We start from the raw sequence: 12,452 nt of genomic DNA on the forward strand, positions 1-12,452 counted from the left end.
CGCGACGCCTGCCGGTGCTGCGGCCGGGCTTCGCCGGTTGGCCACAGCTCCGTCGATTTTTCCACAAATCTGCCCGGACCCCGGCCAGATGTCCCGCGTTCTGCCTGCGATCTCGGTTCGACGAGCCGGCGATCGGGTCAGTTGACCTTCAGTCAAGGCAGGCGCGCGCATGGCAAACAAGCAGAAGACGTTGCAGGACGCGTTCTACGAGACGCTCAAGGACGTGTACTATGCCGAGCGGCAATCGGTCCGTGCGCTGAAGAAGGCGGCCAAGTCGGCGCAACACGAGGACTTGCGGCAGGCCTTCGAGACCCATGCCGAGGAGAGCGCGACCCAGGTCGAGCGGATCCAGCAGGTCTTCGACATCATCGGCAAGCCCGCCCGCGGCAAGACCTGCGAGGCGATGCAGGGCCTGACGAACGAGATGGAGGAGGATCTGGAGGATTTCGGCGACGGCCCGGCCGCGGATGCGGTGCTGGCGGCGTGCGCCCAGGCCCTCGAACACTACGAGATCGCGCGCTACGGCACGCTGAAGACCTGGGCGCTCCAGCTCGGCCACGAGGACGCCGCCCGGCTGCTCGACGAGACGCTCCAGGAAGAGAAGAAGACCGACCAGCTGCTGACCGACCTCGCCGAGCGCCTCAACGCCGAGGGCGACGCGTCCGCCTCCAGCGAAACCAAGGCCGACGCATCTAAGTCCGGCGAGTCCAAGTCCGGGTCATCCAGGTCCGGCAAGGCGGCCTGAGCCGCCCGATCCGGGAGGCGCCGACGCGGCGCCTCCCTCAAGCCTGCATGGCAAGCACGGCGGCGCGGAATTCCGCGTCGCCAGCATTCGTGCGTCTCCATTCATGCTTGCTCTAACGGCATCTATAGTAAACGACGCTATAAAAATCTACATCGGTTAACATGAATCAAAGTTTGATCGCGTCGTGTCGATAGGTTTGCGCCGTCGCAACTTCCATCCACCCCTCGGAAGGATGAAGCATGGCCACGATCCTCGGCACGAACGGCAACGACGTCCTCACCGGGACGACCGCCAACGACGTCATCCTGGGGCTTCCCGGGAGTGACACGATCACCGATCCGGGCGGCTTCAACCGCATCGACGGGCAGGACGGCAACGACGTCATCACCGGCGGAGACGAGATCGACTACATCGCCGGCGGACCCGGCAACGACGTCATCTATGGCGGCGGCGGCGCCGACCAGATCATCGGCGAGGCCGGCAACGACCTGATCTACGGCCAGGATGGCAACGACTACGCCGCGGGCAACCCGGGCAACGACACGATCTACGGCGGCGCCGGCAACGACTTCTTCGTCGGCGAGGCCGGCAACGATCAGGTGTTCGGCGAGGCCGGCAACGACTTCGTCGCCGGCGGCGACGACGACGACCTGGTGAGCGGCGGCGACGGCAACGACCTCGTCGACGGCGATGCCGGCAACGACACGCTGTTCGGCGATGCCGGCAACGACGTGCTGTTCGGCGATGTCGGCGACGACCGGATGAATGGCGGCCCGGGCAACGACCGGCTCGACGGTGCGGCCGGCACCGACACCGCGGTGATCGACGCCGCCTTCCGCGACCTGGCGGTCGCCTCCTCGGGCTCGCTCGTGACCTTCAGCGGATCGACCGGCACCGACGAGGTCAAGAACACCGAGGTGTTCGAGTTCTCCGACCGCACGATCGTCCAGGCCGACGGCAACGCGGCGGTCGACGACCTGTTCTATCTCAGCCAGTACACCGACGTGCTGCTCGCCGGTCAGGACCCGGAGGCGCATTTCGGCCAGTACGGCTGGCGCGAGGGCCGCGACCCGAACGCCTATTTCGACACCAAGGGCTATCTCGCCGCCTACGGCGACGTGGCGGCGGCCGGCATCGACCCGCTCCAGCACTACCTGCAATATGGCTGGAAGGAGGGCCGCGACCCCTCGGCGAATTTCGACACCAAGGCCTACCTGGCGGCCAATCCCGACGTGGCGGCGGCCGGCATCAACCCGCTGGAGCATTTCCTGCAGTACGGCGCCGGCGAGGGCCGCGCGGTGCAGGCGGGCGACGGCGCCTTCGCGACCGCCACGGCGCCGGGCGTCTATACCTGAACGGTTCCGGGTTCGCCGCACACGAAAAACGGCGCCCGGCCGCGAGGCCGGGCGCCGCGTGTCAGGACGCGAGGACCGTCGCCGTCAGGCGGCGGCGGCCTTGCGCAGGGGCTCCAGCGCCGCGAACATCCGGGCCGGGGTCGCCGGCATGTCGATGTCGCGCAGGCCCACGCTGCGGTCGAGGGCGTCGACCACCGCGTTCATCACCGCCGGGCAGGAGCCGATGCTGCCGGCCTCGCCCGCGCCCTTGATGCCCATCGGGTTGGTGGTCGAGGGCACGTTCTTCGTCTCGAAGTGGAAGAACGGCACGTCGCCGGCCCGCGGCATGGCGTAGTCCATGAAGCTCGCGGTCAGGAGCTGGCCGTCGTCGTCGTAGACCGTGCGCTCGTGCAAGGCCTGGCCGATGCCCTGCACCACGCCGCCATGGACCTGGCCGGCCAGCAGCAGCGGGTTCACCACGATGCCGAAATCGTCGCAGATCGAGTAGCGCACCACCTCGGTGATCCCGGTCTCGGGGTCGATCTCGACCTCGGCGACGTGGGTGCCGTTGGGATAGGTGGCGCTCGGCGGCACGAAGTCGCCCTGGCCGGTCAGCATCGCCTCGCTGGCCTTCGGTAGGCTCGCCAGCGCCGCGAAGTCGATCGACCTGTCGGTGCCGGCGACGCGCACCGCGCCCTCGGCGATCTCGAGGTCGCCGACGCCCGCTTCCAGCTCCTCGGAGGCGAGCTCCTTGAGCTTGCCGGCGAGGTTCTGCGACGCCGCCCCCACCGAGATGCCCCCGACCGGAATCGAGCGCGAGCCGCCGGTGCCGGCGCCCGTCGCGACCTTGTCGGTGTCGCCCTGCACCACCCGGATCCGCTCCAGCGGCAGGTCGAGATGCTCGGCCGCGAACTGGGCGTAGGCGGTGGCGTGGCCCTGCCCGTTCGACTGGGTGCCGACATAGACGGTGGCGCCGCCGTCCTTGTCGAGGGTGATCTTGACGTCCTCGCCCTCGCCCCAGGCGGTGCACTCGATGTAGGTGGCGAGCCCGATGCCGCGAACGAGGCCGTTGCGGCGGGATTCCTCGGCGCGGGTCTCGAAGCCGTCCCAGTCGGCCGCCTCGATGGCGCGGCCCATATGGGCGGCGAAATCGCCGGTGTCGTAGGTGCGGTCGCCGATCGGCGTGGTGTAGGGCATCGCGCTCGGCGGGATGAAGTTGCGCCGGCGGATCTCGGCCGGCGACATCCCGGTCTCCCGCGCCGCCCGGTCGACCAAGCGCTCGATCAGGTAGGCCGCCTCCGGCCGCCCGGCGCCGCGATAGGCGTCGACCGGCACGGTGTTGGTGTAGACGCCGCGCACCCGGACGAACACCGCCGGGGTCTTGTAGACGCCGGTCAGCATGGTCGCGCCGAGATACGGGATGTAGGGCCCGTACTGCGACAGGTAGGCGCCGAGATCGCCGATCACGTCGAAGCGCATGGCGAGGAAGGTGCCGTCCGCATCGAGCGCGACCTCGCCGACCGAGAGGTTGTCGCGCCCCTGCGTGCAGGCGACGAAGTGCTCGCCGCGCTCCGACACCCACTTCACCGGCCGGTTCAGCCGGCGCGCGGCCTCCGCCGCCAGCGGATACTCGCGGTAGGTGAAGGTCTTGGTGCCGAAGCCGCCGCCGACATCGCCGGTGACGACGCGGATCTGGTCCTTCTCGACCCCGAGCACGCCGGTCAGGGTCTTGCGCAGGCCGTGCACGCCCTGGCTCGGGATGGTGAGGGTGAAGCGCTTGGCGCCCGCGTCGTACTCGGCGACGACGCTGCGGGTCTCCATGTAGTTGGTGACGAGGCGCTGGTTCTCGACCTCGACCTTCACCACCTTGGCGGCCTTGGCGAAGGCGGCGTCGACCGGCGCCTTGTCGCCCATGGTCGAATCGAACGAGACGTTGTCGGGCTGCTCGTCCCACACCGCAGCGGCGCCGCCCGCGATGGCGCCGCGGATGCCGACCACGGCCGGCCGCACCTCGTAGTCGATGCCGATCGCCTCGACGGCGTCGCGGGCCTGGGCCCCCGTCTCGGCGACCACGAAGGCGACGGCGTCGCCGATATGCTTGACGACGCCCTTGGCGAGCAGCGGGATGTTGGCGACGTGGTTCTGGCTGCCGTCGCTGTTCGGCAGCGGCGCCTGGCACTTGATGTCGCCGAGGCCGGCCACGTCCTCGGCGGTGAGCACGAGGTGCACGCCGGGCATCGCCCGGGCGGCCTCGACATCGGTGATGGTGAACCTGGCGTGGGCGTGCGGGCTGCGCAGCAGGGCCGCGTGCAGGCAGCCCTCGGGGGTGTGGTCGTCGCCGTAATGGCCCTCGCCGGTGATCAGCCGACGATCCTCGACCCGGCGCAGAGGCTGGCCGAGCCCGAACTTGGTCACTGTCATGTGAACCTCGCGATGCGATGCGGAACGGGATGCGCGAGCGGGCGCGCGGCGCGGAGGCCGGCCCAAGGGAACCTGGGCGCGGATCGGGGCGCGCGGGCTCGCGTGATCGGGGGGAAGCGACGGCGGACGGCGTCCGGTCCCGCCGGTGCGGGGACGCGGATCCGGAGCGGTCGGGCCCCGGCCATGGATGTCACCATGGGTCCTGCCATGCGGCGTTCATCCTCCCGTGGACCGGCCGAGCGTGCGGCGCGGTCCTTATCGGGGCGAACCTAGCACGCCGGATCGGAGGCGTCTGCGGCGCTGCTGACGCGGCCCGCCTCGTCCGCCTGCCGCGGGGGCATCACGCCGCTTCCGGCACGGGGCTGATCTCGTCCAGTTCGGCTCCGATCTCCTCCAGCAGCGCCTCGCTCTCGAAGCGGATCTGGAGGTTGAGCCAGAACAGGTGCGAGGTGCGGAAGTAGCGGCCCAGGCGCAGGGCGGTGTCGGCGCTGATGCCGACCTCCTCCTTGACGATGCGCTCGATACGCGAGCGCGGCAGGTTGACGGCCTTGGCGACCGCGCCGGCTGAGAGGCCGAGCGGTGCCATGAATTCCTCGCGCAGGATCTCGCCCGGGTGAACGGGCGGCAGCACCGTGACGCACTTCGGGTCGTCGAAGGACTGCCGCAAGGCGTCGAGCGTGACGATGTCCGACATGGGGAAACCCCTCAATGGTAATCGGTGAACTCGACCCGCTCGGGTCCGGTTTCGGTCCAGACGAAGCAAATCCGGAATTGCGCGTTCACCGCGATGGCGTATTGCCCGGCACGGTCCCGTTCGAGCGAATGCAGCCGGTTCGATGTCGGAATCTTCAGGTCGTCCAGCGAAGTCGCGCCGTCCAAGGCGATCAGACGACGGCGAGCGGCTCTGAAAAGGTCGGCCGGGAACCCCTTCGGGCACCGCCCCCGGAATACGGCCTCGGTCATGCGGTCGTGGAAGCTCCGGATCATCACGCCCGCGATGTTGCACTTTATGCAACATGTATCAATCATTGCAACATTGATGTCAACGGTGAGCGAGAGCCCTCGATGCTCCTGTCCCGCTCACCCCCGCCCCGTACCGACCGCCCGCACCGGCGCCTCCGCTCCCCCGCTCACCAGGGTCAGCCGCGGGCGCGGATCCAGGATCGACGCGACCCTGCGCTCCAGGTCCTCGCCGCGGAACGGCTTCTGCACCACCCGGTCCTCGCCGCCACCCTCGATCCGCGACAGGGCGGTGTGGTCGGCGTAGCCGGTGACGAACAGGATCTGGATCTGCGGCCAGCGGCTGCGGATCACCGTCGCGACCTCGACGCCGTTCATGCCCGGCATCGCGAAGTCGAGCACCGCGAGGTCGACGCAGGGGTCGCCCTCCAGCGCCTGGATCGCCGCGAGGCCCGAGCTCGCCTCGCGGATCGCGTAGCCGGCCTCGCCGAGGCGCGTCGTGGTGATGTCGCGGACCGCACTGTCGTCGTCGACGACCAGGATCACCCGCTTGTCGCCCGGGTCGCGCCAGCCGGCGCAGTCGATCTCGGCCGGGCGCGCCTCGCGCGGGGCAGCCTCCTCCGCCACCCGCGGCAGGTAGACCCGCACCGAGGTGCCCTCGCCGGGCGCGGTCTCGATGCGCACGCCGCCGCCCGACTGCTTGGCGAAGCCGTAGACCTGGGCGAGGCCGAGGCCCGAGCCCTTGCCGACCTCCTTGGTGGTGAAGAACGGCTCGAACACCCGGGCGAGCACGTCGGGCGCGATGCCGGTGCCGGTGTCGCTCACCGCCACCATGGCGTAATCGCCTGGATTCGGCTCCTCGGGCCGGCGCGGCTCGTGGCTGAGCGCCACGTTGGCGGTCTCGATCGTCAGGCAGCCGCCGACCGCCATCGCGTCGCGGGCGTTGATCGCGAGGTTGAGGATGATGAGCTCGATCTGGGTCGCGTCGACGAGGGCCGGCCAGAGGTCGGGCTGCAGCGTCATCTCGATGCGGACCGAGCCGCCCATCGAGCTCTGCAGCAGGTCGCGCATCGACGCGACGGTCTGGTTGAGCTGCACCGGCACCGGCGCGAGCTTCTGGCGGCGCGAGAAGGCGAGGAGCTGGGCGGTGAGCCGGGCGCCGCGCTCGGCCGCACCGCGCATCATGTCGAGCCGGCGCTTCGAGCGCTCGTCCGAGACCGCGCGCTCCAGGAACTCGATATTGCCGGCGATCACCGTCAGGAGGTTGTTGAAGTCGTGGGCGACGCCGCTGGTGAGCTGGCCCACCGCCTCGAGCCGCTGGGCCTGGCGCAGGGCGTCCTCGATCCGCTCGCGCTCGGCGATCTGGTGCTGGAGGGCCGCGTTGGTCTCGGCGAGCTCCCGCGTCCGCTCCGCGACGCGCTGCTCGAGGGATCCGTTGAGGTCGCGCAGGGCCTGCTCGGCGGCGTCGCGGCGCAGATGGGCGCGGGCCTCCGAGAGGGCGCGCAGGATGACCCGCGGCAGCCGGTCGAGGCGCTGCTTGGTCACGTAATCGGTGGCGCCGTGCTTCAGGGCCTCGACGGCCACGTCCTCGCCGAGGGTGCCGGAGACGAACACGAACGGAATCTCCGGGCAGTTCGCCCGGGCGGTGGCGAGCGCGCTCATCCCGTCGAAGGCGGGCAGCACGTAATCGGCCAGGATGATGTCGTGGCGGCGCTCGACAGTCGCCGTCGTGAACGCGTCGCGGGTGATCACCCGGTCGACCGCGATGGTGAGCCGCGCATCCTCCAGGATGGCGCAGAGCAGTTCGGTGTCGAGGTCGCTGTCCTCGAGCAGCAGGATGCGCAGGGGCGCGCCGCCGTCCTCCGGCGCCGTCGCCTCACTCACCGGAGGTCCAATCGGCGCGGTGGGGCGGCGGCTCGTTGAGGACGGCCCAGAACACGCCGAGGTCCTGGATCGCCTCGAAGAACTCCTTGAACCCGACCGGCTTGACCACGAAGGCGTTCACGCCGAGCTGGTAGGAGCGCACGAGGTCGCTCTCCTCCCGCGACGAGGTCAGCATCACGATCGGGATCGCCCGCATCTTCGGGTCGCCCTTCACCGCCGCCAGCACCTCGAGCCCGTCGACCTTCGGCAGCTTGAGGTCGAGCAGCACCACGGCGGGGTCCTGCACCGGCCGGTCGGCATGCGGGCCCTGGCGGCGCAGGAATTCCAGTGCCTCGGCGCCGTCGCGGCAGATGACGATCTTGTTCGCCAGCTGGCTCTTCTCGAGCGCCGCGAGGGTGAGCTCGATGTCGTTGGGGTTGTCCTCGACGAGGAGGATCGGCTTGAGGTCGGCCATGGCGCGTCTCTAACGGATGGGGAGCGTGAAGTGGAAGGTCGCGCCTTGGCCGAGGACGCCCTCGGCCCAGACCTGCCCCCCGTGACGCTCGACGATTCTGCGGACATTCGCGAGCCCGATCCCGGTCCCCTCGAACTCCTCGACCCGATGCAGGCGCTGGAACACGCCGAACAGCTTACTGACATAGGCCATGTCGAAGCCGACGCCATTGTCGCGCACGGAAAAGACCGCCTCCCCCTCGCGGTCGGCCTCGCGGAACACCTCGATCACCGCCTCGGGCCGGCCGCGGGTGTATTTGACCGCGTTCGACAACAGGTTTTCGATCACCAGCCGCATCATCACCGGGTCGGCCTGGGCCCGGCCCAGGGGCCCGACCTGCCAGCGGATCGCCCGCTCGAGCGGGATGTCGCGGATCATCTTCCGGCGCACGTCCTCGACCAGCTGGTTCATGTCGCAGGGGATGCGGTTGAGGGCGTTGCGGCCCATCTGCGAGAAGGTCAGCAGGTTGTCGACGAGGGTGCCGGCGGAGAACGCCGCCTCGATGATGGTGTCGACGTAGCGCCGGCCCCGCTCGGTGAATTTCTCTCCCTCGCGCGAGCGCAGGAGCTCGGCGTAGCCGACGATGTGGCGGAACGGCGCCCGCAGGTCGTGGCTGACCGAGTACGAGAACGCCTCCAGCTCCTTGTTCGAGCGCTGCAATTCCTCGGTGAGCGCCGCCAGCTCCTCGGCCCGGCGCAGCACGATGCCGAGCACCGCGGCGCGCAGGTCCTTGGCGGTGTCGACCTCCGGCATGGTCCAGGGCAGGGAGCGGCCCTGCAGGGTCTCCTTCCAGGTCTCGAAGGATTTGCGCGGGTGCAGGCGGTCCGGGCCGCCGGCCGGATCCTTGGAGGTGACCTTCTTCGGGTCGCCGCCCCAGCGCACGGTCTGCACCACCTCGGGCCGGAACCACAGCACGTAGCTGGCGTATTTCTCCGAGATCGAGATGGCGAGGAGGCCGCTCGCGGTGTCGGCGATGGTGCGCGCCGGCGGGAATTCCTCGCCGAGCGCGTCGGTGACGTGCACCGCCTCGCCGCCATGCTCGGACGAGAGCCACTCGTAGACCGCGCGCACCTGCCGCTCCGAGGGGGTGCGGCCCATCAGGTGGCAGCGCTGGTCAGTGACGATCGCCGCCCCGCCGGCATTCGCCATCGCCAGCACGTCCTCGGGGTGGTTGAGGAAGCCTTGGACGAAGGTCTCCTCCTCGGCCATGAAGCCGAGCAGCCGCGACTGGATCGCCCCGAGGGCCAGGCGCTGCTCGGAGAGTGCCCCGCGCTCCTTGGCGGCGAGCTGCAGCGCGAAGGTCTGGGTGAGGATGTCGCAGGCGTTGCGGGTCTGCAGCGGTACCCGCCGCGGCGTCTTGTTGTGGCAGGAGATCAGGCCCCACAGCGCGCCCTCGACCAGGATCGAGATCGACATCGACGCCATGGTGCCCATGTTGCGCATGTACTCGACATGGACCGGCGAGACGCTGCGCAGGATCGACTGGCCGAGATCGAGGGGCTGCCCGCTCGTCGGCGACAGGGGCGGCACCAGCGGCACCGGCTCGTAGCCGGCATCCGGGATGATGCGCAGGCGGTTGCGGCGGTAGAGCTCGCGGGCCTGGGCCGGGATGTCGGAGGCCGGGAAGCGCAGGTCGAGGTAGGACGGCAGCACGCCGTTGCCGTCCTCCGCCACCACGGTGCCGTGCCACTCGCGGTCGAAGCGGTAGACCAGGGCGCGGTCGAATCCGGTGAGCAGGCGGATGTCGGCGGCGAGCAGCCCGCACAGATCCTCGACGCTGGAGGCGCCGTGCAGGGCCTCGATGAAGGCCCGCAGCCGCGGGTAGAGCGTGTCGAGGGTGCCGGAGGCGGCGGTCTCGCCGGCATTCTCCTCGAATTCGAGCACCGTGCGGTCGCCGGAGCGGTGGGCGGCGAGGTCGTAGAGGCGCGGGCCGTCCCTGGTCTCGAGGGTCAGGACGCCGAGATAGGCCGCGCCGTCGTGGTCGAGCTGCGTCGTCAGCGCCTCGACGAGGGGCGCCCCGATCTCCGGCATCGCCTCGGCCAGCGGCTTGCCGCGGGCGTCCGCCGCCGGGCGGCCGGGGAGGTCGGGCAGGTTCGCGCTGGCCTGGGCGACGCGCAAGGCCGGTCCTTCGAGCGCCAGCAGGAAGCCGTGCGGCTGCAACGTGCCGAGGATGTGGATCGGCTCCTTGTCGCAGGCCGTGAGTTCCGCCGGTTGCACAGACCGCATGGCTGCCCTCATCCCTCGCGCCGCTCGCATCGTGACTGGGTTCTACCGAGGCACCTTAAGGGAAGGCCGCCAATCCTACCAGTGCGCGAAACCCGCACGGCCTCGTGAATCAGTCTCTCCCTCAGGTTCTCGTGCGGCATCCCATGCGGACTCGTTTCCCAGCGGCCGGCGATCGATCACGGACTTCGCGGTGTAAAACATTTGGTTTATCGATGCCGAGGGCCAGTAATCTTTGTATCATGCCCTTCTGAACACTGGGTATTCGTCAATGATTGGGATCCGCGCCGCCGAAGAGACGTGAGTCCTCACGCAGGCGGCAGGGTCGCATCCATGCGGCGAGGCCCGGATCCGCGCCGACACGCCGGACGGCCTAAGCTGCCGCAGAGGCCGGGATCGACGACGCAATAGCGCGCCGTCCCCGAGGCGCGTACGATCCGCGGTGAGCTTGCTGCGCGGATCGCCATCCTCCCGAGTTCCGTCCTCTAACCCAACCTCGAGGAGAGAACGGGCCATTCCCGACGTCGGATTCCACAACCGCCTCGACCTCAAGACGCTGCGTCCGTTCGTGGCGATCTGCGAGGGAGCACGCTCGGCGGCGCGGCGCGCCGGCCCGGGCTGCTGCCGCCGAGCAGATCGCGCTCCTCGTCGCGCCCCTGCCGCAAGCCGCCGCGTCCCGTTACGGTTGGATCGTCCCCGCCCTCCTCCCGTATAGACAGTCACAACCAAGACTGATGGAGGAAATGCCATGAGCGGACCGCTCGCGGGCATTCGCGTTCTGGAACTCGGCCAGCTCATCGCCGCGCCCTTCGCCACCCGCATGATGGCGGAGTTCGGCGCCGAGGTGATCAAGGTCGAGCCGCCCGGCGAGGGCGACCCCTTGCGCAAGTGGCGCAAGATGCACGAGGGCACCTCGCTCTGGTGGTACCTGCAATCGCGCAACAAGAAGTCGATCGCCGTCAACCTGAAGTCCCCGGAAGGCCTCGCGGTCGTCAAGCAGCTCGCCTCGAGCGCCGATGTCGTCGTCGAGAACTTTCGGCCCGGCGGCCTGGAGAAACTGGGCCTCGGCTGGGACGTGCTCTCAGCCCTCAACCCGAACCTCGTGATGGTCCGCATCTCCGGCTACGGCCAGACCGGGCCCTACCGCGACCGGCCCGGTTTCGGCGCCATCGGCGAGTCGATGGGCGGCCTCCGCTTCACCACCGGCGATCCGAGCACCCCGCCGGCCCGCGTCGGCGTCAGCATCGGCGACACGCTCGCCTCGCTCCACGGCGTCATCGGCGCGCTCATGGCGCTCCTGCGGGTCAAGACCGGCCAGGGGGCCGGCCAGGTGATCGACGTCTCGCTCGTCGAGAGCGTGTTCAACGTCATGGAGAGCCTGGTGCCGGAATACGACCTGCTGGGTGAGGTCCGCACCCGTACCGGCGGCGCGCTGCCGGGCATCACGCCCTCGAACACCTACCCGACCAGGGACGGCGGCTTCGTCGTCATCGCCGGCAACAGCGATCCGATCTTCCGCCGCTTCATGGCGGCGATCGGCCGGCCCGACCTCGCCGAGGATCCCTCCTTACGCAACAACGAGGGCCGCTCGAAACAGGCCGCGATGCTGGATGCCGTCATCACCGACTGGACGAAGAGCCGGAGCGTGACGGAGGCGCTGGAGGTGCTCGACCGCGCCGAGGTTCCGGCCGGCCGGATCTACTCGGTCGCCGACATCGTCACTGACCCGCACTACCTCGCCCGCGACATGATCCTGCAGGCGGACCTGCCCGGCGACACAAGGGTGAAGATGCCCGGCATCGTGCCTAAGCTCTCCGAGACCCCCGGTACCGTGCGCTGGCAGGGCCCGGCGCTCGGTGCCCACACCGACTCGGTGCTCGAAGAGCTCGGCTTCGACGAGGCCGCGATCTCCGCCCTTCGCCAGAAGGGAGCCGTCGCGTGAGCCGGATCGCTCAAGATCGGATCATCGTCGAGGAGGTCGTGACCCGCAACGGCTTCCGGATCGAGCCGGCCTTCGGCCGACCGCGGACAAGATCCGGCTGATCGACGTGCTCTCGACGGCCGGCATCACCCGCATCGCGGTCTTGTCCTACGTCTTGCCGAAGGCGATGCCGACGCTCGCGTCGAACGCGACGGCTGCGACCGCCTTCTGATCGGTGTGATCGAGTTTCGCGGAGATCCCCTCCCCCACCGGATTATCCAGGGGCGCAAAGCGAGATCGAAGGACAAATCTCTCTTGTCTCAGCCTGAATACGAACAAGCCCGCCAGCTTTCGCTGACGGGCTTGTTCATGTGCTTGGTTGCGGGGACAGGATTTGAACCTGTGACCTTCAGGTTATGAGCCTGACGAGCTACCGGGCTGCTCCACCCCGCGCCAGGGCGTGATCTGAGT

The 12,452-nt window shown here is 69.4% G+C and carries 9 protein-coding genes and 1 tRNA gene; 3 read left to right on the forward strand and 7 right to left on the reverse strand.

Annotated elements, in window-relative coordinates; genetic code table 11:
* Positions 1-169: 169 nt before the first annotated feature.
* Both ABZT49_RS15615 and ABZT49_RS15620 read left to right on the forward strand, forming a co-directional pair.
* Complete coding sequence (locus ABZT49_RS15615) at positions 170-745, forward strand: DUF892 family protein (RefSeq protein ID WP_355286923.1); 576 nt, start codon at positions 170-172, stop codon at positions 743-745.
* A gap of 239 nt (positions 746-984) precedes the next feature.
* Entirely contained in the window at positions 985-2,100 is a 1,116-nt protein-coding gene (locus ABZT49_RS15620; RefSeq protein WP_355286924.1) for a calcium-binding protein, read from the forward strand.
* Positions 2,101-2,184: 84 nt separating this feature from the next.
* On the opposite strand, the gene ABZT49_RS15625 is transcribed toward ABZT49_RS15620, so the two are convergent.
* The 6 genes from ABZT49_RS15625 to ABZT49_RS15650 form a co-directional block, all read right to left on the reverse strand.
* The gene (locus ABZT49_RS15625; protein ID WP_355286925.1) at positions 2,185-4,500 is read right to left on the reverse strand and encodes a xanthine dehydrogenase family protein molybdopterin-binding subunit; all 2,316 of its coding nucleotides are present in this window, start codon (positions 4,498-4,500) and stop codon (positions 2,185-2,187) included.
* A gap of 340 nt (positions 4,501-4,840) precedes the next feature.
* Positions 4,841-5,194, reverse strand: coding sequence for a HigA family addiction module antitoxin (locus tag ABZT49_RS15630; RefSeq protein ID WP_355286926.1), 354 nt, complete (start codon positions 5,192-5,194; stop codon positions 4,841-4,843).
* Positions 5,195-5,205: 11 nt separating this feature from the next.
* On the reverse strand, positions 5,206-5,463 hold the full coding sequence (locus ABZT49_RS15635; RefSeq protein WP_407943515.1) for a type II toxin-antitoxin system RelE/ParE family toxin: 258 nt from the start codon (positions 5,461-5,463) through the stop codon (positions 5,206-5,208).
* 117 nt (positions 5,464-5,580) lie between these two features.
* On the reverse strand, positions 5,581-7,344 hold the full coding sequence (locus tag ABZT49_RS15640) for a response regulator (RefSeq protein ID WP_355286928.1): 1,764 nt from the start codon (positions 7,342-7,344) through the stop codon (positions 5,581-5,583).
* The gene (locus ABZT49_RS15645) at positions 7,337-7,798 is read right to left on the reverse strand and encodes a response regulator (protein WP_355286929.1); all 462 of its coding nucleotides are present in this window, start codon (positions 7,796-7,798) and stop codon (positions 7,337-7,339) included. The genes ABZT49_RS15640 and ABZT49_RS15645 overlap by 8 nt, the downstream gene beginning before the upstream one ends.
* Positions 7,799-7,807: 9 nt before the next feature.
* Complete coding sequence (locus ABZT49_RS15650; RefSeq protein ID WP_355286930.1) at positions 7,808-10,063, reverse strand: ATP-binding protein; 2,256 nt, start codon at positions 10,061-10,063, stop codon at positions 7,808-7,810.
* A gap of 745 nt (positions 10,064-10,808) precedes the next feature.
* Here ABZT49_RS15650 and ABZT49_RS15655 point away from each other — a divergent pair.
* Positions 10,809-12,002: a CaiB/BaiF CoA-transferase family protein gene (locus ABZT49_RS15655; RefSeq protein ID WP_355286931.1), complete on the forward strand. Its 1,194-nt coding sequence runs from the start codon at positions 10,809-10,811 to the stop codon at positions 12,000-12,002.
* Between the two features lie 355 nt (positions 12,003-12,357).
* On the opposite strand, the gene ABZT49_RS15660 is transcribed toward ABZT49_RS15655, so the two are convergent.
* Positions 12,358-12,434 (reverse strand) — tRNA-Met (locus ABZT49_RS15660).
* Between the last annotated feature and the right edge of the window lie 18 nt (positions 12,435-12,452).

This window comes from Methylobacterium sp. EM32, assembly GCF_040593685.1.
Taxonomy (GTDB): Bacteria; Pseudomonadota; Alphaproteobacteria; order Rhizobiales; family Beijerinckiaceae; genus Methylobacterium.